This window comes from Thioalkalivibrio sulfidiphilus (genome assembly GCF_000377945.1).
Lineage (GTDB): Bacteria > Pseudomonadota > Gammaproteobacteria > Ectothiorhodospirales > Ectothiorhodospiraceae > Thioalkalivibrio_A > Thioalkalivibrio_A sulfidiphilus_A.
Genome location: NZ_KB898932.1, coordinates 46,073 through 67,246 on the forward strand (window position 1 = coordinate 46,073; position 21,174 = coordinate 67,246).

The following is a 21,174-nucleotide window of genomic DNA, read 5'->3' on the forward strand; positions in this document are numbered from 1 at the left end:
GGCTCAGGCCGCGGTTTTCCAGTGGTCCATGGGGCTGACGACATTGCCGGTCCGCTTGTAACGGACCTTGGGACGGCCCAGGGTAACCTTCGCGATGGACTCAGAAATCCAGCCTTCGGCTTGGGGCCGTCTTAGACTGATGTTCGCCTCTCGACCCAGTGCAAAGCATATATCCGCCAGTGTGCGCAGCGTCATATTCCGGGATCCGCTCAGGATTTGGGAGATATATCCCTTGCTTGTACCCATGCGGTCAGAGAGCTCCGTCTTGGTGACCCCTGCATCTTCCATTTCCTTCCAGATTGCCTCGGTTACCTGGGTGATGAGGCGTTCCTGGGCCACCAGCCTAGCATTGTCAGAGTTTTCGGTGGTCCATCGATCCAGAAAATCGGTCATGTGTCCTGCTCCTCGATTCGTCGCCAGTTCTGAATCACACGGTTCGTGTCCTGCTGGGCCAGCTTCTGTCCCTTCTTGAAAGCGAAGTGACTGATATAGAAAACCCCTGGGAAGCGACTGGAGAACCATCCGTAAGCGCGCAGTTTGTCCACCTTGATGGCATAGAAATGCTTGCCGTTGGGGAGCTTACCCTCGGTGTTCCAGTAATCTGGGGATCGCAGCCGCCCCGTGTCCGCCAGTTGTTCCCGCCGCGCGGCCAACCGAGCCAAACAACCGTCGCGCTTCCCCGCCGTGATCGAGGCGAGCGCGTCCTTCAGGCTTGGCGGCATCCAGAAGCCCCCTTGGGACCCCGGAGGCCGCTCCTCGCAGTAGCGGATAACAAGTTTAACTCCCCGATATTCCTCCATGGAGTTTACTTATAAGTAAACAAATGTCCAGTTTATTCCATTTAAACTCACTCTGGTAGGGAGAATTGGGCCGCTGTGGTGCTTTAGGTTGGGAGCGAAGTCCTGGACACGCTCAGGAAGGCAGGAATTCGCGGACGCTATGCTCCTCCTCCTGGCCGGAGGTCAGGAGAGATCGATGGCGTAGCGTTTGAGATCCTCGAGACTGACCACCTCCAGGGTCTTCTCATGGGTGGCCATGAGTACCACCGAGGGTGCGGCGCCGGCCTCCAGGGCCTCCTTCCATCTCGCCGCGCACAGGCACCAGCGATCCCCGGGGCGCAGGCCAGGGAAACCGAATTCCGGTTTTCAGTCCTCCAGCCGGAAGCCGATCTTGATCGTCACCTGCCAGTGGGCGATCTGGCCGTTCTCGATATGGCCCCGTGTTTCCACCACCTCGAACCAGTCCATGTGGCGCACGGACTTGGCGGCCTTGGCAATGGCGGTCTTGATGGCGTCGTCGCTGCCGGTGGTGGAGGAACCGGTCAGTTCCAGGGTCTTGTAGACGTGTGACATGGTGCGTCTCCTCGTGATGGTTTTTCAGGCTGTGACAACTTACTCCTCGACTTGAGCGTAGCGGATGAACGGACCGTTCGCACAAACAGCTGTCACGGCCGGGCGCGCTTTTGGGTATGCTTGATGTATGCAGGGAGAACAAATGGATGTGCGCAAGGTGGTGATCCTGAACCCCAAGGGGGGCTCAGGTAAGACGACCCTTGCCACCAATCTGGTCGCCTACTATGCCCTGCAGGGTCTGCTGCCGGCGCTGCTGGACATGGACAGCCAGGGCTCAAGCACCCGCTGGATCGGCAAGCGCTCCGCGGAATGGCCCCGGGTCCACGGCCTGAAGGGTTTCGGGCTGCCGAGCAACGTCACCCGCAGCTTCGCCCTGCGGCCGCCGCCCGAGACCCGGCGGCTGGTGGTGGATACCCCCGCGGGCCTGCCCCGGGACGAGTTGCGGGAGATCACCCGGGATGCCCACCGCATCCTGGTGCCGGTGATGCCCTCGGACATCGACATCCACGCCGCCACCCGTTGCATCGCCGACCTGCTGCTGGTGGCCAAGATCCCCCGGCCCGACAACCGCATCGCGGTGGTGGCCAACCGGGTCAAGCCCAACACCCTGGTGTTCCGTTCCCTGATGCGCTTCCTCACTTCCCTGCAGATCCCGGTGGTGGGGGTGCTGCGGGATACCCAGAACTACGTGCGTGCCTTCGAGGCGGGCGTCGGGGTGCACGAGATGAAGGGCGGGACCCAGGGACGGGACGTGGAACAGTGGGAAACCCTGCTGGCCTGGATCGAGGAAGGGCAGGTGCCTGTGCCGGAGAGCCTCTGGAGCGATCCCGAGGAGTCGCGCTCGGCGTAGGTCGGCCTTCAGGCCGACAACGATGCTTCGGTTGGCGCTCGAGTCGGCCTGAAGGCCGACCTACGGGTAGCGCAGAGTGTGCACGCCGAGGGTTGCTGCTCAGGGCTATGCCGGGTCAGGCCCGGATCACGGCGCCGGTACGCACATCCCGGATCTCGCTCGGCCGGTCCCGGCCGCCCACCTTGCCCGCCAGCACACCGTCCAGCAGATGGCCCAGTTGCGCGGCTACCGTCTCGTCGGTGCGCGCCGGTTCCTCGCCGGCCAGGTTGGCGCTGGTGGAGACGATGGCGCCGGCCTCGCGGCACAGGGCTGCGGCCAGGGGGTGGTCGGTGACCCGCACCGCCAGGGTATCGTGATCGCCGGTGAGCCAGCGGGGGGTGTCTGGACGCACCGGCCAGAGCCAGGTCACCGGGCCGGGCCAGGCGGCATGGGCCCGGGCGGTGGTCTCCGGGTCCAGGGGCAGGAGGTAGGGTTCGAGCTGGGCGGCCTCGGCGGCGATGAGGATCAGTCCCTTGGAGACTTCGCGCTGCTTGATGGCCAGCAGCCGGGTCACGGCCTCCTCGTTGCGGGGATCACAGCCCAGGCCGAACACCGCCTCGGTGGGGTAGGCGATCACGCCGCCGGCGCGGATCAGCGCGCCGGCGCGGCGCACATCCTGGATCAGAGGCATGGGGTCGTCGCGGGACATGGGCGGCGTGCTGCTAGCCCGAATGTTTCATGAATTCGCGCGATGATCGCGCAGGATATTGGCCGCACAGGGGGTTTTCCTCGGTCTGCCGTATGGTCCAATACGGCTCTCCCTCGGAAAACCCCCTGTGCGGACAAGAGACAAGCGAGGACGTGCGCAATTCATGAAACATTCGGGCTAGGATCAGCGGGTCAACCCGGCCCCGGATTCGCCACCGGAGGCGGCGCTTTTCTTGGCGGCGGCCTTCTTGGGCGCTGCGGCCTTTTTCTTCGGCGCCGCCTTCTTCACGCCGCGCCGGCCCTTGCGTTCGGGGGCCGCGGCCAGCAGGGCCTGGCATTCTTCCAGGGTCAGGCTCTTGGGATCACGATCCTTGGGGATGCGGGCGTTCTTGTTGCCGTCGGTGATGTAGGGGCCGTAGCGGCCGTTGACCACCTGCACGCCCGCCTCGTCGAACACCCGGATGTACTTGTTGGCATCCGCTTCCTTCTTCTCGGCCACCAGCTCCAGGGCACGGGCCAGTTCGATGCTGAAGGGGTCGTCCTCGGGCTTCAGGGAGGCGTAGCGGCTGCCGAACTTCACGTAGGGGCCGAAACGGCCGATGTTGACCGACACAGGTTCCCCTTCAGGGGTCTCGCCCAGCTCCCGGGGCAGCTTGAACAGCTCCAGGGCCTCTTCCAGGGTGACCGCGTCCATCTTCTTGCCCGGCGGCAGGCCGGCGAAGCGGGGCTTCTCCTCGTCGTCCTTGGTGCCGATCTGCACCACGGGCCCGTAACGGCCCATGCGCACGCTCACCGGGCGGCCGCTCTTGGGGTCGATGCCCAGCTCCCGGGACTGCACTGCCTCGGCGCGGGTGACCGTGGCCTCCTTCTCCTCGATCTGTTCCTTGAAGGAGGACCAGAAGCCCTCCATCACCGGCACCCATTCCTTCTCGCCCCGGGAGATCTCGTCCAGCTCGTCTTCCAGGCGGGCGGTAAAGTCGTAGTCCACGTACTGGGTGAAGTGCTGGGTCAGGAATGCGTTGACGATGCGCCCGATGTCCGTGGGGATGAAGCGCCGGCTGTCCATCTCCACGTATTCCCGTTGCTGCAGGGTGGAGATGATGCTGGCGTAGGTGGAGGGACGGCCGATGCCGTATTCCTCCAGGGCCTTCACCAGGCTGGCCTCGGTGTAGCGGGGCGGCGGTTCGGTGAAATGCTGTTCGGCACGCAGGGCCTCGAGCTTGACGATGTCGCCTTCCTCGAGCGGCGGCAGGATGCGCTCGTCGCTCTCTTCCTTGGCGTCGTCCTTGCCTTCCTGGTAGACGGCCATGAAGCCCGGGTCGCGCACCGAGGAGCCGGAGGCGCGGAACAGGTGGCGTTCGCTGCCGGCGGCCAGGTCCGCGGACACGGTGTCCAGGGTGGCGTGCTGCATCTGGCAGGCCACGGTGCGCTTCCAGATCAGGTCGTACAGCTTGAACTGGTCCGTGGTCAGGTGGCGCTTGACCTCCTCGGGGGTGCGCATCACCGAGGTGGGACGCACGGCCTCGTGGGCCTCCTGGGCGTTCTTGGCCTTGGTCTTGTACTGGCGCGGGTGCTCGGGCAGCTTGTCGCGGCCATAGCGCTGCTCGATGAGCCTGCGGATCTCGGCGATCGCCTCACCGGCCAGGGTCACCGAGTCGGTACGCATGTAGGTGATCAAGCCGATGGGACCTGCGCCCAGGTCGATGCCCTCGTAGAGCTGCTGGGCCACGCGCATGGCTCGGCTGGCGGAGAAGCCCAGCTTGCGCACCGCCTCCTGTTGCAGGGTGGAGGTGGTGAACGGCGGCGCCGGGTTGCGCCGGCGCTGTTTCTTCTCGATGCGCGCCACGCGCAGCTTGCCGTCGGCGGCGGAGAGCAGGGTGTTGCGGGCGGCGCTGGCGGTGGCCTCGTCGGCGATGTCGAACTGGTCGAGCTTTTTGCCGTCCAGGGTATGCAGCTTGGCGTTGAAGGCCTGGCCGGACTTGTCGAGGTCCGCCTCCAGGGTCCAGTACTCGCGGGTCTGGAAGCGCTCGATCTCTTCCTCGCGCTCCACGATCATGCGCAGGGCGGGGCTCTGCACCCGGCCGGCGGACAGGCCGCGCTTGATCTTCTTCCACAGCAGCGGCGAGAGCTTGAAGCCCACCAGGTAGTCCAGGGCGCGGCGCGCCTGCTGGGCGTTGATCAGGTCGAAGGACAGGCCGCGGGGATGCTCGATGGCCTCCTTCACGGCGCGCTGGGTGATCTCGTAGAACACCACCCGCTGCACCTGCTTGTCGTCCAGCACCCCCCGTTCCCTGAGCAGCTCGTAGAGGTGCCAGGAGATGGCTTCACCCTCGCGGTCAGGGTCAGTGGCCAGCAGCAGGGAGTCGGCCTTGCGCAGGGCCTTGACGATGCTTTCCACGTGCCGCTCGTTGCGGTCGATCACCTGGTAGTTCATGCGAAAGCCGTGATCCGGGTCCACGGCGCCTTCCTTGGGGACCAGGTCGCGCACATGGCCATAGGACGCCATCACCTCGTAATCGGGTCCGAGGTATTTCTTGATGGTCTTGGCCTTGGCGGGGGATTCGACGATGACCAGGTGTTTACTCATGGCCTGGTGTCCGTGCTCCGTGGGTGCTTGGGTGGATCAATGCAGAAATTCCGGCGGGGAATCGAACATCATGCTCTCGAGCCAGGTGTAGGCGGCCTCCTGGTCGGGCCGGTTGAACAGGACCATCAGGGTGACCCACTTGAGCTGGTCCAGGCTGATGTCCTCGGCGTCCAGGTCCATGATGCGGTCGATGACCAGTTCCCGGGTACCCGCGTCGAGCACGCCATTCTGTTCCAGAAACAGCAGGAAACCCCGGGCGCGTGCGTCCAGACGCTCCACTTCGCGGTCGGTATAGACCCGCAGGGCCGAGTCGTGACGGGCATGCCCCAGGGGCTGGTCTTCCTGGTTGGCCAGGTTTTCCAGCCAGTCGAAGGCACGGTCGATCTCCGCGCCCGGGAAGCCCGCCTCCAGGAGCTTGTCCTGGAGCTGGATCCGGTCCGGCTCGATCTCGGTGTCCTCGTCGATGTAGTTCTCGAACAGGTACATCAGGACGTCTAGCACGTTTTCTTTCATTTCAGGGTTCCGGCTGGTGGCGGACATAACGCCCGCCGGAGAGAGACACCACCTGACCGCGGAGCTCCATGATCAGCAGCATGGAGGAAACGGCAGCGACGGTCAATCCGGTGCGGGACACCAGCCGGTCCACGGTGACCGGGTCGTAGCCCATCGCATCGAGCAGGGCCTGATGCTCAGAATCCGTTTCTGATTCAAGAGCTTGTGTCGTTGTGGCGGGGGTTGCCGCAGGACCCTGATCCAGCGTGTGCGGGCGCAGCAATTCTGCCAGTTCCTCCAGCACATCGTCGGCGGTTTCCACCAGTTTGGCCCCCTGGCGGATGAGCCGGTGGCAGCCCCGGGCCACGGGATTGTGGATGGATCCGGGGATCGCGAATACCTCACGGCCCTGTTCCGCGGCGTTGCGGGCGGTGATCAGGGAGCCGCTGTTCAGTGCCGCCTCCACCACCAGAGTACCCAGGCTCAGGCCGCTGATGATGCGGTTGCGGCGGGGGAAATGCCCGGGCCGTGCCGGGGTGCCGGTGGGGTATTCCGTCACCAGCGCACCCTGTTCGGCGATACGATGGGCCAGGTCCCGGTGCAGGGCGGGGTAGATCCGGTCGGGCCCGGTGGCCACCACGGCGATGGTGGCACCGCCCGCATCCAGGGCGCCCTGGTGGGCGGCGGCGTCGATGCCGAGGGCCAGGCCGCTGGTGATCACCAGGCCGGTGCGCGACAGGTGAGCGGCAAAGGCCCGGGCGGTCTCGGCCCCGCCGGGGGTGGGGTGGCGGCTGCCCACCATGGCCAGCTGCGGTTCGGACAGCAGGGCCGGATCGCCGGTCACGTACAGGATCCCCGGCGACACCTCCCGCAGCAGGGGCGGGAAACGGGGGTCTTCGGGGGTGAGGATGTGGTGGCCCGGGGCCTCGGCCCAGTCCAGGTCGTCAAGCACGCCCTTGGGCAGGGCGTGGCGGTCGAGAAACGACAGCGCGTCGTCTCCGAGCCCGGCGTCACGCAGGGCCTGGGTTGGCGCGGAGAGGGCCTGGAGAGGGCCGCCGAAGCGTTCGATCAGTCGAGAGAGGATGCCCGGGCCGACGCCTGGGGCGTGCCAGAGGCGCAGCCAGGCCGTGAGGACGTCCGTGTCCGTCATGGCGGTTTAGCCCGCATATCTCACCGGTCGGACACCGGCGGACGCGTAACAGCCTGAAACGAAAGTGGAATACAGCGAAGTGGTCGACGAACTCAGCATGACAATCTGTTCCCGCCGGTGTCCTATCGCGGTTCAGGCTCGTCTTCGCGTCCGTAGGCTTGCTCTTCACTCAACCCATAGCTATTGCTATGGGTTTCGCTCCAGAGCGGCGCCTGCGAACGCGAACCCTTCGCCTGCTCCCGCGATCCCGGTGAAATATGCGGGCTAGGGGTGACGTACGCTGTAGCCTTCCTGGATGGGGCGGGTGGACTCCATCACCAGGGCGTAGCTGACCTTATCGAAGGTGCGGAACACCATCATCAGGCCGATGCGCTCGTCCGGCAGGGTCACCTCTTCGCCACGTTCGCTGGCGATGGTGTCCCGGATCACGCGGCCGGACTGGTAGGTGGCCAGCACGTGGCCCTGCTCGATGCCGTTGCGCTCGCCCAGGTTGATCACGGCCACCTGGAAGCGGGCGATCTGGCTGATGGCGTCGAACAGGGAGATCACCTTGCCGTCCGTGTCCATCGGGGGCGCGTGGGGGGTGAACACGAAGTCCTGATCGCTGTTGTCCAGGGGCATCAGGCGGTCGCCGATGAGGGCCTCGCGGTCACTGCGGCTGATCACCACGGTGGCCGGGTCGCCGGCGCGCACCACTTCCGCGTCGCCCACGGGGATGGCCTCGAAGCCCAGCAGTTCGCCGGTGACCGGATCGTTCAGGGCGCCACCCTTGCGGAACATGCTGTAGCGGCTGCCCTCCAGGGCATCGGCGTCCAGGCCGCGCACATACAGACGGTCGTTGGTGCCGAAGATCATGCGGTCGTCCTGGGAGGCCAGCACGTAGGCGGCCTGGTCCAGCTGCTCCTCGGTCACCACCCGGGGACGCACCAGGAACTGGTGCAGGCTCTGGATGGGCACGTCCAGGGAGGGCGGCAGCTCCTCCACCCGGATCTGGGGTGAGAGCCGCTGGGTCGGGCGCACCCGTGGGCCGCCGTCCACGATCAGGCGCGGCTGGCCGTCGATGTAATAGAGGGTAATGACGTCACCCGGGTAGATCAGGTGGGGGTTGGGGATCTGGGGGTTGACCACCCAGATCTCGGGCCAGTACCAGGGGTCGCGCAGGAAGGTGTTGGCGATGTCCCAGAGGGTGTCGCCCCGCTGCACCACGTAGCGCTCGGGTGCGGCCTCACGCACCTGTACCGGGGCCGGGGCGGGCGGCGGGGGCGCCGGTGTGGCAACGGGAGCGGGTGCTGGGGTGGGCTGGGGTGCTGGCGCGGGGGCGGGCTCGGTGCTGGCGCATCCGCCGGCCAGTAACGCTACAATAAGGGCCGTGGCGAACAGGATCTGTCCGGTGCGAGTCGGATGGATGGCGGACATCATTCCCCCTTGGAATTATTTCTGATGTTCGATGGTCGGATGGTGAAAGTAACCCCGATCCGGCCGGGTTGATAAGCCCTTAACTGACCACATTATATGAGTATGATCACAACATTAGCAGAAAAACCTGCAATGCTGCACGAATATCCCGCCAAGGCGGGTCAACAGCGGACGAACGGTCATGGCCAAGCTTGAGATCCTGCATTTTCCCGACCCCCGCCTGCGCAAGCGTGCCGTACCGGTGGAGAAGGTCGACGACGAGATTCGCCGCCTGGTGGATGACATGTTTGAGACCATGTACGACGCCCCCGGCATCGGCCTGGCCGCCACCCAGGTCAATGTCCAGCGTCAGGTGATCGTCATCGACGTCTCCGAGAACAACGACCAGCCCCTGGTGTTCATCAACCCGGAGATCCTGGATCGCGTGGGTGAGGAGGAGATGCAGGAAGGCTGCCTTTCGGTGCCCGGTTATTTCGAGACGGTGCGACGCGCCGACCGGGTGCGGGTGCGCGCCCTGGACCGCAACGGCGAGTCCTTCGAGCTGGAGACCGACGGCCTGCTGGCGGTGTGCATCCAGCACGAGATGGATCACCTGGACGGCAAGCTGTTCGTGGACTACCTCTCACCGCTCAAACGCAACCGCATCCAGAAAAAACTCGAAAAGCTCACCCGTCAGGGCGCCCTGCCGAAAAACATCGACCGGCAGCATGCCATTTGAGACGTGACCTCGCCGCAATGGCGCTAAGACGCGGGGAAAATCATTCGACAGGATTTACATGATTGACGGGATTCATGAGAAAACAGAGGGCTTTTCAGTCTCAGAATTCATCCTGTTAATCATGTAAATCCTGTCCAGTCCTTGCTTTTCTCTGTACCTTCGCGGCTTCGCGACGCGTTTGATTTTCGTCACTCCCTCTGACCCGAGACAGAACCTTGGAACCCAGCCCCAAGCTGCGCATCGTTTACGCCGGCACGCCGGAGTTTGCCGTGCCGGCGCTCCAGGCGCTGATCGACTCGCCCCACCAGGTGGTGGCGGTCTACACCCAGCCGGACCGGCCCGCGGGGCGCGGGCGCAAGCTCACCCCGAGCCCCGTCAAGCGCCTGGCCCTGGAACACGGTATCCCCGTGGAACAGCCCGAGCGCCTGAAATCCCCGGAGGTGCAGGCGCGTCTGCGGGCCTACGCGCCCGACGTGATGGTGGTGGCCGCCTACGGGCTGATCCTGCCCAGGGCGGTGCTGGAGATCCCGACACACGGTTGCCTCAACATCCATGCCTCCCTGCTGCCCCGCTGGCGCGGCGCCGCGCCCATCCAGCGGGCCATCCTGGCCGGGGATGCCGAGACCGGCGTGACCCTGATGCAAATGGCCCCGGGCCTGGACACCGGCGACATGCTGCTCAAGGCCGTGACTCCCATTGGCCCCGCGGACACCGCCCAGGACCTGCACGACCGGCTGGCCGAGCAGGGTGCACAATTGCTGCTGGTTTGTCTTGAGGACCTGCAGGCCGGCCGGCTCAGGCCCGAGCCCCAGGACGAGGCCCTGGCCACCTACGCCGAAAAGCTCAGTAAGGCTGAGGCGGAGCTGGACTGGTTCCTGTCCGCCGCTGTGCTGGACCGCCAGGTGCGCGCCTTCAACCCCTGGCCCGTGGCCTACACCCACCTCGACGGCGAGACGCTGCGCATCTGGGCCGCCGAACCCGTGGCCTCGGCGGTCACGGCCACCCCCGGCAGCGTGGTGGCCGAGGGCCCGCAAGGCATCGACGTGGCCACCGGCGAGGGCCTGCTGCGCCTTAACCGCATCCAGTTTCCCGGCGGCAGGCCGCTGACGGCGGCGCAGGTCGTGGCCGGAAGATCGCTGCTCGGCAAAAGACTCGGCGCAAGTGCGAAGTGAGAATTGGGAAGGGCGAAAAGTTCAAAGGCATGAGCCACGCACCTTTCACCCTCCTGACACTCGCTTCACAATAGCTTCTGACATTCTCACTTCCCAATTCCCCCTTCTCACTTAACGAACCGTGTCCCCCCGCCAGATCACCCTCAAGGCCCTCAAGCGTGTCGTCATCAACGGCGCCTCCCTTTCCGACGTGCTGCCGCCGCTGCTGGCGCCGCTGGCGCCCCGGGACCGGGCCTTTGCCCAGGCCCTGGCCTTCGCCACCCTGCGCTGGCACCACCGGCTCGAGGCCCTGACCGGGCGCCTGCTGAGCAAGCCCATGCGCGACAAGGACCGGGACGTGGGGCTGGTCATCGAGATGGGGCTGTGCGAACTGCTCTACCTGCGCACGCCGGACTATGCGGCCATCCAGCAGACCGCCGGACTGGCGAAAAGCCTGGGCAAGCCCTGGGCGACCGGGGTGGTCAACGCCGTGCTGCGCCGGGTGCAGCGGGAGGGGGATGCCCTGCTGGCCGATCTGGATCGGGACCCGGCCTTGCGTCTGTCCCTGCCGGCCTGGTTGCTGGGGGCGCTCAGGAAGGCCTGGCCCTGGGACTGGCAGGCGCTGGGCGAGGCCCTGAACGACCAGGCCCCCATGACCCTGCGGGTGGATCTGTCGCGCATCTCCCGGGAGGCCTACCGGACGCGCCTGGCCGAGGCGGGGCTGGCCGCCGAGCCCCATGCGGTGGTGGCCTCGGCCCTGGTGCTGGCAGCACCGGTGGACGTGAACCAGTTGCCGGGCTTCGACGCGGGGCTGGTCTCGGTGCAGGACGCGGCGGCACAGCTGGCGGCGCCGCTGCTGGACTGCCGTCCCGGGATGCGGGTGCTGGACGCCTGCGCGGCGCCCGGCGGCAAGACCCTGCACCTGCTGGAGTCGGTGGCCGGTGACCTGGATCTCACCGCCCTGGATGTGGATGCCGAACGCCTGAAACGGGTGGAGGAGAATCTCGCCCGTGGCGGGCGCCGGGCACGGCTCGTGGCCGGTGATGGCGAGCATCCGGGACAATGGCACCTGGGCGGCGCCTATGATCGCATCCTGCTGGATGCCCCCTGTTCCGCCACCGGCGTGATCCGGCGTCATCCGGACATCAAGCTGCTGCGCAAGGGCGATGACATCCCCAGGCTCGCAGCCCGCCAGGCGGCCCTGCTGGAAGCGCTCTGGCCCCTGCTGGCCCCGGGGGGTATGCTCTTGTATGCCACCTGTTCGCTGCTGCCCCGGGAAAATGCCGGGCAGGTGCGCGCCTTTCTGCAGGCCCACGGGGATGCCAAGGAGAGCCCGTTGCCCGAAGACTTTGGCCGCAGTACCTCGCCGGGGCGGCAGATACTCGCCGGAGAACAGGGCATGGACGGCTTCTACTACGCCAGGCTGATTAAAAAGACTTGAAGATCTCCCTCCCCAGTCCGTTGCGACTCATGGGCCTGCTGCTGGCGGGCTGCCTGATGGTCTTGCCCGCCACCGCGCCCGCGCAGCCCGCCCAGCCCTGGATCGCGGTGGATTTCGCCCGCACCCAGCTCTTGGACGGGGTCTACTACCTGGATGCCGGTATCCACTACCGCCTGAGCCCCGCCCTGACCGACGCGCTGCACAACGGTGTCTCCCTGGTGTTCGAGGTGCAGGTGCAGGTGGAGCAGGCCCGGGGCTGGCTCTGGGACGCCCACGTGGCCACCATCACCCAGCGCTACCGGATCGAATACCACGCCCTGAGCCGCCTCTACCTCCTGACCCATCTCAACAGCGGTGCCCAGCAGAGCTTCTTCCGTTTTCCCTCCCTGCTGACCACCCTGGGTGAACTGGAACACATTCCCCTGCTGGATGCTGCCCTGCTGGACGAAAATGCCAGCTACACGGCGCGCCTGCGCGCGCGCCTGGCGGTGGATGCCCTGCCCCTGCCGCTGCGGGCGCGGGCCTACATGAGCGGGGAATGGAGCCCGGTGAGTGACTGGTACACATGGTCGCTGCGCTGAAAAGGCTTTCCCTGGGCCTGCTGCCCATGGCAGTGATCTTCCTGCTGCTGCTCGCCTCGCTGTTCGTCATGGGCGATGCGGCACGCAACTCCGCGCGCTTCGAACGTCTGTACATCTGGCTGCTGCTGCTCAACACCCTGGGCCTGGTGTTCCTGGCGGTGCTCATCGGCACCAAGGTCTACCAGGCGGTGGCACAGTTGCTGCGCGGTGAGCCCGGCTCGCGCCTGACGCTCAAGCTGGTGCTGCTGTTCGTGGTGCTCTCCCTGGCGCCGGCCGGGGTGGTCTACTACTTCTCCATGAAGTTCCTGGACGAGGGCATCGACAGCTGGTTCGACGTGCGCGTGGAAAAGGCCCTGGAGGACGCCCTGGAGCTGTCGCGCAGCTCTCTGGACCTGCGCATGCGCCAGCTCACCCGCCAGACGGAATCCCTGGCCGAGGAGACGGTGGACCTCTCCGAGGGACTCGCGGCATTCACCCTCAATGACCTGCGCAATCGGGGCGGCGCAGTGGAGCTGACCCTGATCGACAGCAACAACCGCATCATCGCCTCGAGCATCGGCGACACCCTGCGCAGGTTGCCCAGCCTGCCCAGCCAGGAGGTGTTCCTGGTGCTCGCCCAGCGCCAGAACTACGTGGCCCTGGAGCCGGTGTACGACACCGGCCTGTACATCCGCGTGGTGGTCCCGGTGCGCGCCCGAAGCCCCGGTGACGAGGGCCGCATCCTGCAGGCCATCTACCCGGTGGAGGCGCGCATGAGCGCGTTGGCTGACAGCGTCCAGGACGCCTTCTCCGAGTACAAGGAATTCGCCTACCTGCGCGCACCGCTCAAGCAGAGCTTCGCCATCACCCTGTCCCTGGCCCTGCTGGTGTCCGTGCTGGGCGCCATCTGGGCGGCGTTCTACTCCGCCGGACGGCTGGTGGCGCCGATCCGCGAACTGGCCGAGGGCACACGCCTGGTGGCCGCCGGTGAATTCCGCAAGAAGCTGCCGGTGAACCAGCGCGACGAGCTGGGATTCCTGGTGCGCTCGTTCAATTCCATGACCGCGACCCTGGCCGCGACACGGGACGAGGCCGAGCGCAGCCGGCGCCTGGCCGAGGGGCGGCGCACCTATCTGGAGACCGTGCTGCAACATCTGTCATCCGGCGTTGTTACCCTGGACCGGGACATGATGCTGCGCACCGCCAATGCCGCCGCGAGCCAGATCCTGGAGGTGGACCTGACCCGGGAGTCCGGGCGCAGCCTGGGTGACATCGGCCGCCACCATGCCCAGGTGCAGCGCTTCCTGGACGAGATCGACACCCAGCTCCGGCAGCAGCAGGACGAGTGGCAGGCCCAGATCACCGTGTTTGGCGCCGCCGGGCGCAAGGTGCTCATGTGCCGGGGCGTGAAGCTGCCCCCGGAGAGTGGCATGCGTGGCGGTCAGGTGGTGGTGTTCGACGACATCACCGCCCTGTTGCAGGCCCAGCGGGATGCGGCCTGGGGTGAGGTGGCGCGGCGCCTGGCCCACGAGATCAAGAACCCGCTCACCCCGATCCAGCTCTCCGCCGAGCGCCTGCAGCGCAAGCTCAAGCCGCACCTGGAGGAAGACGAGGCCCGTGTCCTGGAGCGTTCCACCCACACCATCGTGCAGCAGGTGGAGGCCATGAAATCCATGGTCAATGCCTTCAGCGAATACGCCCACACCCCGGCGGTCTCGGTGCAGCCCCTGGACCTCAACGCCCTGGTGCGTGAAGTGGCGGATCTCTACGCCGGGGTGGGCCAGCGTCTGCGCCTGCACCTGGCCGATACGCTGCCGCCGGTGCTCGCCGATGCCGGGCGCATGCGCCAGCTGCTGCACAACCTGATCAAGAACGGCCTGGAGGCCCTGGAAGGGGTGCCCGAGCCGCGCCTGGAAGTGGACACCCGCTGTGTGCGCGAGGCGCGCTGCACGGTGGTGGAACTGCGCGTGCAGGACAATGGCCGCGGTGTGCCCGAGGACTTCATGTCCCGGCTGTTCGAACCCTACGTGACCAGCAAGCCTAAGGGCACCGGCCTCGGGCTTGCCATCGTCAAGAAGATCGTCGAGGAACACAACGGCATGGTCTGGGCCGAGAACCGCGCCAGCGGCGGCGCCCGCATCGTGATCCGCCTGCCGGCCAGCGTGCCGGTGGCCGGTTCGCGTCAGGACCTGCAAGAGGAGATCGCATGAGTACGCCAGACATCCTGGTGGTGGACGACGAGCCGGACATCCGCGACCTGGTCCAGGAGATCCTCGTGGACGAGGGCTACACCGTGCGCGTGGCGGGCACCCTGGCCGAGGCCCGGGACCAGAGCCGTGCCCGCGCCCCCGACCTGGCCCTGCTGGACATCTGGATGCCCGATGGCGACGGCATCAGCCTGCTCAAGGAATGGAAGCAGCAGGCGCCGGCGGATTTTCCGGTGGTCATGATGTCCGGCCACGGCAACGTGGAGACCGCCGTGGAGGCCACTCGCCTGGGGGCCTATGACTTCCTGGAAAAGCCCCTGTCCCTGGCCAAGCTGATCCTCACCGTCTCCCGCGCCCTGGAGGCGGATCAGCTGGCCCGGGAGAACATCGGTCTGCGCCAGCAGCTGGAGCGGGCCGTCTACCCGGAGGGGGTGAGCGCGCGCATCCAGGGCCTGCGCGAACAGGTCCGGCGCATCGCCCAGCACGATACCTGGGTGCTGATCAGCGGCGAGGCCGGGGTGGGCAAGCAGACCTTCGCCCGCTACCTGCACAGCCAGAGCAGCCGCCGCGCCCACGCCTTCGTGGAAGTGGCGGTGGCCTCGCTCGCGCCCGAGGAGTCGGCCATCGAACTGCTGGGCCAGGAGCAGGGCGAGCGCGTGCGTCGCGGCCTGCTGGAGCGTGCCAGCGGAGGCGTGCTGTTCCTGGACGAGGTGGCGGACATGGACCTGCACGTGCAGGGCCGTCTGCTCAACGCCCTGGAACAGCGGCGCATCACCCGCGTGGGCGGCAGCGAACCCATCGACGTGGACGTGCGCGTGGTGGCCGCCACCCGCAAGGACCTGGAGTCCCTGGTGCGTGCCGGCGACTTCCGCGAGGACCTCTACTACCGCCTGAGCGTGGTGCCCCTGGTGATCCCGCCCCTGCGCGAGCACCTGGAGGACGTGCCCGTGCTCATCGAGCACTTCGTCGCCACCCTCCACGAGCACGAAGGCCTGCCCCTGCGCCGTTTCAGTCAGCCGGCGGTGGAGCGCCTCCGGCAGCACGACTGGCCCGGCAACGTGCGTGAGCTACGCAACGTGGTGCAGCGCCTGCTGATCCTCGGCAGCGGCGATGACATCTCGCGCACCGAGGTGGAGCTGGCCCTGGCCGGTCGCAGTCCCCGCCTGGCCGAAGAGGCCGCCCCGGGGGTGATCCCCATGGACCTGCCCCTGCGCGAGGCCCGGGAACAGTTCGAGCGGGAATACCTCCTGCAGCAGCTGGAGCGGGCCGAGGGCAACATGACCCGGCTCGCCGAGCAGGTGGGCCTGGAGCGCACCCACCTGTACCGCAAGCTCAAGGCCCTGGGCATCGAGCCGCGCAAGGGGCGCGGCGAATAATGCCCACGGATGGTGCTAGAATTTCGGCCCTGTCAGCCATCGTGGACGCAGGCGCATGAAGATCATCATCCTGGGTGCCGGCCAGGTGGGCACCTCCGTGGCCCAGAGCCTCGCCAACGAGGCCAACGACATCACCGTGGTGGATACCCGCTCGGATGTGCTGCACGAGCTGCAGGCCCGGCTCGACCTGCGCGGCATCGTGGGCGTGGGTTCCCACCCGGACGTGCTCATCAAGGCGGGCGCCCGGGACGCGGACATGATCGTCGCCGTCACCAACAGCGACGAGACCAACATGGTCGCCTGCCAGGTGGCCTACACCCTGTTCCATACCCCCACCAAGATCGCCCGCGTGCGTGCCGCCGAGTACCTGGAGCACAAGGCCCTGTTTGCCCAGGATGCCCTACCCATCGACGTGCTCATCAGCCCCGAGGAGCTGGTCACCACCTACATCCAGCGCCTCATCGAACATCCCGGCAGCCTGCAGGTGCTGGACTTCGCCGACGGCCGCGTGCAGCTGGTGGCGGTGCGCGCCCATCACGGCGGCGCTCTGGTGGGTCACGAACTGCGCGAACTCGTCGAGCACATGCCCGGCATCCAGACCCGGGTGGCCGCCATCTTCCGGCGCAACACCCCGATCTTTCCCGAGGGACACACGGTCATCGAGGCGGAAGACGAGGTGTTCTTCGTCGCCGCGCGCAAGAACATCCGCGCCATCACCAGCGAGCTGCGCAAGCTGGACAAGCCCTACAAGCGGGTGATCATCGCCGGCGGCGGCAATATCGGCCGGCGCCTGGCCGAGGTGCTGACGCCCAAGTACCAGGTCAAGCTCATCGAGCACAACAAGGAACGCGCCAAGGAGCTGTCCGAAGTGCTCAACAACGTCATCGTGCTGCGCGGTGACGCCGCCGACGAAGACCTGCTCATCGAGGAGAACATCGAGAGCACCGACGTCTTCTGCGCGCTCACCAACGACGATGAGGCCAACATCCTGTCCGCCATGCTGGCCAAGCGCCTGGGCGCCAAGAAGGTGATGTCCATCATCAATCGCCCGAGCTATGTGGACCTGGTGGAGAGCGGCGTGATCGACATCGCCATCTCGCCCCAGCAGGTGACCATCGGCGCCCTGCTTACCCATGTGCGCCGCGGCGACGTGGTCGCCGTGCACAGCCTGCGTCGCGGCGCCGCCGAGGCCATCGAGGCGGTGGCCCACGGCGATCCGAAGACCTCCAAGGTGGTGGGCCGGCGCGTCGAGGAACTGAAACTGCCCAAGGGCTGCACCATCGGTGCCCTGGTGCGCGGTGACGAGGTGATCATCCCCCACCACGACACCCTGATCGAGGCCGAGGACCACGTGATCCTGTTCCTGGTGGACAAGCGCCGCATCCGTGAAGTGGAGCGCCTGTTCGCCGTGAGCGTCACCTTCTTATGAGTGGCAAGTGGCAAGTGGCAAGTGGCAAGGGCCACGCGCGCAAGCGCGCCCCCTGGTGTTCCTTGCCACCTGCCACTTGCCACTTGCCACTGCTCTTATGCAACTAACCGTCATCCAGCGCATCCTCGGCCTGCTGATCATGCTGTTCAGCGTGACCATGCTGCCGCCTGCCGCCGTGGGGTTCTATTACGGCGAGCAGAGCATGTGGCCGTTCCTGGAGGCCTTCGGCATTCTGCTGCTCACCGGCCTGATCATCTGGGCGCCGGTATACCGGGTGCGCCGCGAGCTGCGCCTGCGCGACGGCTTCGTGGTGGTGCTGATGTTCTGGCTGGTGCTGGGGGTGTTCGGCGCGCTGCCCCTGTACCTGGACAAGGCCCTGCACATCTCGGTCACCGATGCGGTGTTCGAGTCCATGTCCGGGCTGACCACCACCGGGGCCACGGTGATCACCGCCCTGGACGATCTGCCCCGGGCCATCCTGATCTACCGCCAACAGCTGCAGTGGATGGGCGGCATGGGCATCATCGTGCTGGCGGTGGCCATCCTGCCCATGCTGGGTGTGGGCGGCATGCAGCTCTACCGGGCCGAGATGCCCGGGCCGGTGAAGGACACCAAGCTCACGCCGCGCATCACCGAGACCGCCAAGGCCCTGTGGTATCTCTACCTGGGCTTCACCGTGGCCTGCGCCCTGGCCTACTGGGCCGTGGGCATGGAGCCCTTCGACGCCATCGCCCACAGCTTCTCCACCGTCTCCCTGGGCGGCTTTTCCACCCATGACGCCAGCATCGGTTACTACGACAGCGCGGCGGTGGAGGCGGTGGCCATCACCTTCATCCTGCTGGGCGGCGTGAACTTCGCCCTGCACTTCCTCACCTGGCGTGGCTTGTCCGTGCGCCATTACTGGCAGGACGCGGAGTTCCGCACCTACGTGCTGATCATCTCCACCGTGGCGGCGGTCAGCGTGGGCTACCTCTACTACACCGCCACCACCGAGGGCTGGAGCGACACCCTGCGCCAGGGCATCTTCCAGGCGGTGTCCATCGGCACCACCACCGGTTTCACCACCACGGACTTCTACAACTGGCCGGGCTTCCTGCCCGTGCTCTTGATCTTCACCAGTTTCATCGGCGCCTGCGCCGCCTCCACCGGCGGCGGCATCAAGGTGATCCGCTTCCTGCTGCTGTTCAAGCAGGGGCAGCGCGAGGTGGTCCGCCTGGTGCACCCCAACGCGGAGATCGCCGTGAAGGTGGGACGCAGCGCCCTGTCCGACCGGGTGGTGGAGGCGGTGTGGGGTTTCTTTTCCGCCTACGTGGCGGTGTTCGCCGTCATGATGCTTTTGCTCATGGCCTCGGGCCTTGACCAGGTCACCGCCTTCTCCGCCGTGGCCGCCAGCCTCAACAACCTGGGTCCTGGCCTGGGCGACGTGGGCCCCCACTACGCGGACATCAACGACTTCGCCAAGTGGATACTGTGCATCGCCATGCTCATGGGCCGCCTTGAGATCTTCACGGTGCTGGTGCTGCTGACGCCGGCGTTCTGGCGCAAGTAGGGTCTCGAACGGAATGCCGCAGAGGCGCGGAGGCGCAGAGAAATCAAGGGATCGGACAGGATTTACATGATTAACATGATGTAAAACCAATGCTCGCCATGCCGTTCTTTTCAATCCTGTTAATCATGTAAATCCTGTCAAAGAGATTTTTTCTTTGCGCCTCTGCGGCAGAAGTTGCTTCTCTCACAGTACCCAAGGACCCCCAATGACAAGCCCAACGCAGGACAAATGGGATGCCCGCTATCGGGACGCCGATGTGGCCCAGGCATCGGCCTGCCGGGTGCTGACGGAGTTCGCGCACCTGCTGCCGGAGAAGGGCCGCGCCCTGGATCTGGCCAGCGGGCTCGGCGGCAACGCGCGCCTGCTGGCGCAATACGGGCTGGACACCGAGGCCTGGGATATCTCGCCGGTGGCCGTGGACAAGATCAATGCCCTGGCCGAGTCCCAGTCCCTGCCGCTGCAGGCGAGGGTGCGAGACGTGGAGCAGTCACCGCCCGAGCCTGAGAGCTTCAACGTCATCGTGGTGTCCCGCTTTCTGGACCGGGCGCACGTGCCCGCCCTGATCGCCGCCCTGCGCCCCGGCGGCCTGCTGTTCTACGAGACCTTCACCCGCGAGGCGGTGGAGGCCACCGGCCCCGCGGATCCCGCCTTCCGCCTGGCACCCAACGAACTGCTGAAACTCTTCTCGCCCCTGCGGCTCGTCGTCTACCGGGAGGAGGGCGTGATCGGAGATACGAGCAGAGGGTGGAGGAATGAGGCGTATCTGGTGGGGGTCAAGACCTGTTGAAGTGGGAAGTGAGAATTGGGAAGTACGAAGTGGTCTGTGTTCCCACTTCCCAATTCTCACTTCGTACCTCATATCTCCTGTTCCCGCTTCCGGCCCTTATAATCCCCCCATGTCCATGATCGAACGTTTCCAGTCCATGCTCGATGCCGGGCAGGACAATGCCATGCTCCGTTTCTCCCTGGGCAACGCCCTGCTGGGTGCCGGGCGCGCCGCCGAGGCGGTGCCCCATCTGCGCGCCGCGGTGGGTCATGATCCCAAGTACTCGGCGGCATGGAAGCTGCTGGGCAAGGCCCTGGCGGAGAGCGGCAATCAGGCCGCGGCCATCGAGGCCTTCGACCAGGGCATCGCCGTGGCGGAGGAGAAGGGCGACAAGCAGGCGGCCAAGGAGATGCAGGTGTTCCGCCGCCGGGCCGAGAAGCAGCTGGGCGGTGCCGATGGCTGAGGCCTACCGGGCGCCGTTTCACGCCGGACTGCTCGCGCCCCGCTACTGGCCCACCTGGCTGGGGCTGGGCGCGGTGGCGCTGCTCAGCGTCATGCCCCGTTTTGTCATCCGGGGTGCGGCCGCGGGCCTGGCGGCGCTGATGTGGCGCTTCGCCCCGAAGCAGCGGCACATCGTCGCGGTGAACCTGGCCCTGTGTTTTCCGGAGCTGGACGAGGCGGCCCGGGAACGCCTGGCGCGGGAAAACTTCCGCTCCACCGCGCAATGCTTCGTGGACTACGGCCTGCTGTGGTTCCGCGGCCCCCGCGCCCACGCCCGGCGTATCCGCCTGGCGGGCGAGGAACACTACCGGGCCTGCCGGGAGGCGGGCCGACCGGTGATCGTGCTGGCCCCCCACGCCCCGGCCCTGGATTTCGGCGGCCTGCGCATGAGCCAGCTCTACGACGGGGTGTCTTTCGCCAAGCCCATGAAGAACCCAGTGGTGGAGTGGATCAACCACAGGAGCCGCACCCAGTACAGCGGCGACATCTTCGCCCGGGAGCAGGGCCTGCGCCCGGCGCTGAAACACATCAAGCAGGGCCGCTTCTTCTACTACCTGCCCGACGAGGACCTGGGTCCGGAGCACTCGGTGTTCGTGCCCTTCTTCGGCGTGCCCAAGGCCACCCTGCCCGCCCTGGGCCGTCTCGCCAGACTCACCGGCGCCGCCGTGCTGCCCAGCCTGAGCGTCTACCTGCCGGAGGAGGACGTCTACGAGATGCGCCTGGAGCCCCCTCTGCAGGACTATCCGACCGGGGATGCCGAGGAGGATGCCCGGCGCATGAACCAGGCCATCGAGGCATCCATCCGCCGCCATCCCGCCCAGTACCTGTGGACGCTGAAGTACTTCAAGACGCGGCCGGCGGGCGAGAAGAAGGTCTACTAAGAAGGGGGAAGTGTGAATTGGGAAGTGCGAAGTAAGGCCTTTTACTTCCCACTTCCCAACT

Annotated in this window: 20 protein-coding genes and 1 pseudogene; 12 read left to right on the forward strand and 9 right to left on the reverse strand. The window is 66.4% G+C overall.

The genetic code is table 11. The annotated features are described in order from the left end of the window. Positions 1 to 3 precede the first annotated feature (3 nt). The 4 genes and pseudogenes from D580_RS0106525 to D580_RS0106540 form a co-directional block, all read right to left on the reverse strand. The gene (locus tag D580_RS0106525) at positions 4 to 393 is read right to left on the reverse strand and encodes a helix-turn-helix domain-containing protein (RefSeq protein ID WP_018953620.1); all 390 of its coding nucleotides are present in this window, start codon (positions 391 to 393) and stop codon (positions 4 to 6) included. Then, entirely contained in the window at positions 390 to 722 is a 333-nt protein-coding gene (locus D580_RS0106530) for a hypothetical protein (protein ID WP_155999749.1), read from the reverse strand. The genes D580_RS0106525 and D580_RS0106530 overlap by 4 nt, the downstream gene beginning before the upstream one ends. A 240-nt stretch (positions 723 to 962) precedes the next feature. Continuing rightward, positions 963 to 1,142, reverse strand: a pseudogene (locus D580_RS15265) (DUF2237 family protein); the annotation flags it as partial. A gap of 3 nt (positions 1,143 to 1,145) precedes the next feature. After that, a complete protein-coding gene (locus tag D580_RS0106540) occupies positions 1,146 to 1,352 on the reverse strand; it encodes a dodecin (protein ID WP_012636776.1) in 207 nt (68 codons plus the stop codon). Positions 1,353 to 1,494: 142 nt separating this feature from the next. Here D580_RS0106540 and D580_RS0106545 point away from each other — a divergent pair, with 142 nt between their 5' ends. Continuing rightward, the gene (locus D580_RS0106545) at positions 1,495 to 2,202 is read left to right on the forward strand and encodes a ParA family protein (RefSeq protein WP_018953622.1); all 708 of its coding nucleotides are present in this window, start codon (positions 1,495 to 1,497) and stop codon (positions 2,200 to 2,202) included. Between the two features lie 115 nt (positions 2,203 to 2,317). On the opposite strand, the gene D580_RS0106550 is transcribed toward D580_RS0106545, so the two are convergent. From D580_RS0106550 to D580_RS0106570, 5 genes are all read right to left on the reverse strand, one after another. Continuing rightward, on the reverse strand, positions 2,318 to 2,890 hold the full coding sequence (locus D580_RS0106550; RefSeq protein ID WP_018953623.1) for a Sua5/YciO/YrdC/YwlC family protein: 573 nt from the start codon (positions 2,888 to 2,890) through the stop codon (positions 2,318 to 2,320). A 183-nt stretch (positions 2,891 to 3,073) separates the two neighbouring features. Continuing rightward, the gene (locus tag D580_RS15270) at positions 3,074 to 5,476 is read right to left on the reverse strand and encodes a DNA topoisomerase I (protein ID WP_018953624.1); all 2,403 of its coding nucleotides are present in this window, start codon (positions 5,474 to 5,476) and stop codon (positions 3,074 to 3,076) included. A gap of 36 nt (positions 5,477 to 5,512) precedes the next feature. Further along, positions 5,513 to 5,989 carry a DUF494 family protein gene (locus D580_RS0106560; RefSeq protein ID WP_018953625.1) on the reverse strand — a complete coding sequence of 159 codons (477 nt, stop codon included), beginning with the start codon at positions 5,987 to 5,989 and terminating at the stop codon, positions 5,513 to 5,515. 1 nt (position 5,990) lies between these two features. Continuing rightward, the gene (dprA, locus tag D580_RS0106565; RefSeq protein ID WP_018953626.1) at positions 5,991 to 7,118 is read right to left on the reverse strand and encodes a DNA-processing protein DprA; all 1,128 of its coding nucleotides are present in this window, start codon (positions 7,116 to 7,118) and stop codon (positions 5,991 to 5,993) included. 264 nt (positions 7,119 to 7,382) lie between these two features. Next, positions 7,383 to 8,534: a LysM peptidoglycan-binding domain-containing protein gene (locus D580_RS0106570; RefSeq protein WP_026289772.1), complete on the reverse strand. Its 1,152-nt coding sequence runs from the start codon at positions 8,532 to 8,534 to the stop codon at positions 7,383 to 7,385. 181 nt (positions 8,535 to 8,715) lie between these two features. Here D580_RS0106570 and def point away from each other — a divergent pair, with 181 nt between their 5' ends. The 11 genes from def (at position 8,716) to D580_RS0106625 (ending at position 21,113) form a co-directional block, all read left to right on the forward strand. Beyond that, a complete protein-coding gene (gene def, locus D580_RS0106575; RefSeq protein ID WP_018953628.1) occupies positions 8,716 to 9,252 on the forward strand; it encodes a peptide deformylase in 537 nt (178 codons plus the stop codon). Between the two features lie 215 nt (positions 9,253 to 9,467). Further along, complete coding sequence (fmt, locus tag D580_RS0106580) at positions 9,468 to 10,424, forward strand: methionyl-tRNA formyltransferase (RefSeq protein ID WP_018953629.1); 957 nt, start codon at positions 9,468 to 9,470, stop codon at positions 10,422 to 10,424. A 121-nt stretch (positions 10,425 to 10,545) separates the two neighbouring features. Further along, entirely contained in the window at positions 10,546 to 11,844 is a 1,299-nt protein-coding gene (rsmB, locus tag D580_RS0106585; RefSeq protein ID WP_018953630.1) for a 16S rRNA (cytosine(967)-C(5))-methyltransferase RsmB, read from the forward strand. Continuing rightward, the gene (locus tag D580_RS0106590) at positions 11,841 to 12,425 is read left to right on the forward strand and encodes a DUF4390 domain-containing protein (RefSeq protein ID WP_231363510.1); all 585 of its coding nucleotides are present in this window, start codon (positions 11,841 to 11,843) and stop codon (positions 12,423 to 12,425) included. The genes rsmB and D580_RS0106590 overlap by 4 nt, the downstream gene beginning before the upstream one ends. Then, on the forward strand, positions 12,410 to 14,614 hold the full coding sequence (locus D580_RS0106595; RefSeq protein WP_018953632.1) for a sensor histidine kinase: 2,205 nt from the start codon (positions 12,410 to 12,412) through the stop codon (positions 14,612 to 14,614). Before D580_RS0106590 ends, D580_RS0106595 begins: the two co-directional genes overlap by 16 nt. After that, positions 14,611 to 15,987 (forward strand): sigma-54-dependent transcriptional regulator, encoded by a 1,377-nt coding sequence (locus D580_RS0106600; protein ID WP_018953633.1) that lies wholly within the window; start codon positions 14,611 to 14,613, stop codon positions 15,985 to 15,987. Before D580_RS0106595 ends, D580_RS0106600 begins: the two co-directional genes overlap by 4 nt. A gap of 55 nt (positions 15,988 to 16,042) precedes the next feature. Beyond that, positions 16,043 to 17,416 carry a Trk system potassium transporter TrkA gene (gene trkA / locus D580_RS0106605; RefSeq protein WP_018953634.1) on the forward strand — a complete coding sequence of 458 codons (1,374 nt, stop codon included), beginning with the start codon at positions 16,043 to 16,045 and terminating at the stop codon, positions 17,414 to 17,416. A 97-nt stretch (positions 17,417 to 17,513) separates the two neighbouring features. Then, entirely contained in the window at positions 17,514 to 18,965 is a 1,452-nt protein-coding gene (locus D580_RS0106610) for a TrkH family potassium uptake protein (RefSeq protein ID WP_018953635.1), read from the forward strand. Positions 18,966 to 19,170: 205 nt separating this feature from the next. Next, positions 19,171 to 19,752: a class I SAM-dependent methyltransferase gene (locus tag D580_RS0106615; RefSeq protein ID WP_018953636.1), complete on the forward strand. Its 582-nt coding sequence runs from the start codon at positions 19,171 to 19,173 to the stop codon at positions 19,750 to 19,752. A gap of 109 nt (positions 19,753 to 19,861) precedes the next feature. Then, positions 19,862 to 20,194, forward strand: coding sequence for a tetratricopeptide repeat protein (locus D580_RS0106620; protein WP_018953637.1), 333 nt, complete (start codon positions 19,862 to 19,864; stop codon positions 20,192 to 20,194). Then, on the forward strand, positions 20,187 to 21,113 hold the full coding sequence (locus D580_RS0106625; RefSeq protein WP_018953638.1) for a lipid A biosynthesis acyltransferase: 927 nt from the start codon (positions 20,187 to 20,189) through the stop codon (positions 21,111 to 21,113). Before D580_RS0106620 ends, D580_RS0106625 begins: the two co-directional genes overlap by 8 nt. The last annotated feature ends 61 nt before the right edge of the window (positions 21,114 to 21,174 follow it).

Coding starts and splice junctions, on each gene's coding strand:
- D580_RS0106525 (WP_018953620.1), bottom strand. CDS start 393: ATGACCGATTTTCTGGATCGATGGACCACCGAAAACTCTGACAATGCT.
- def (WP_018953628.1), top strand. CDS start 8,716: ATGGCCAAGCTTGAGATCCTGCATTTTCCCGACCCCCGCCTGCGCAAG.
- D580_RS0106625 (WP_018953638.1), top strand. CDS start 20,187: ATGGCTGAGGCCTACCGGGCGCCGTTTCACGCCGGACTGCTCGCGCCC.
- D580_RS0106530 (WP_155999749.1), bottom strand. CDS start 722: ATGCCGCCAAGCCTGAAGGACGCGCTCGCCTCGATCACGGCGGGGAAG.
- trkA (WP_018953634.1), top strand. CDS start 16,043: ATGAAGATCATCATCCTGGGTGCCGGCCAGGTGGGCACCTCCGTGGCC.
- D580_RS0106615 (WP_018953636.1), top strand. CDS start 19,171: ATGACAAGCCCAACGCAGGACAAATGGGATGCCCGCTATCGGGACGCC.
- D580_RS0106545 (WP_018953622.1), top strand. CDS start 1,495: ATGGATGTGCGCAAGGTGGTGATCCTGAACCCCAAGGGGGGCTCAGGT.
- D580_RS0106620 (WP_018953637.1), top strand. CDS start 19,862: ATGTCCATGATCGAACGTTTCCAGTCCATGCTCGATGCCGGGCAGGAC.
- D580_RS0106600 (WP_018953633.1), top strand. CDS start 14,611: ATGAGTACGCCAGACATCCTGGTGGTGGACGACGAGCCGGACATCCGC.
- D580_RS0106610 (WP_018953635.1), top strand. CDS start 17,514: ATGCAACTAACCGTCATCCAGCGCATCCTCGGCCTGCTGATCATGCTG.
- D580_RS0106595 (WP_018953632.1), top strand. CDS start 12,410: ATGGTCGCTGCGCTGAAAAGGCTTTCCCTGGGCCTGCTGCCCATGGCA.
- D580_RS0106560 (WP_018953625.1), bottom strand. CDS start 5,989: ATGAAAGAAAACGTGCTAGACGTCCTGATGTACCTGTTCGAGAACTAC.
- D580_RS0106550 (WP_018953623.1), bottom strand. CDS start 2,890: ATGTCCCGCGACGACCCCATGCCTCTGATCCAGGATGTGCGCCGCGCC.
- dprA (WP_018953626.1), bottom strand. CDS start 7,118: ATGACGGACACGGACGTCCTCACGGCCTGGCTGCGCCTCTGGCACGCC.
- D580_RS0106540 (WP_012636776.1), bottom strand. CDS start 1,352: ATGTCACACGTCTACAAGACCCTGGAACTGACCGGTTCCTCCACCACC.
- D580_RS15270 (WP_018953624.1), bottom strand. CDS start 5,476: ATGAGTAAACACCTGGTCATCGTCGAATCCCCCGCCAAGGCCAAGACC.
- D580_RS0106570 (WP_026289772.1), bottom strand. CDS start 8,534: ATGTCCGCCATCCATCCGACTCGCACCGGACAGATCCTGTTCGCCACG.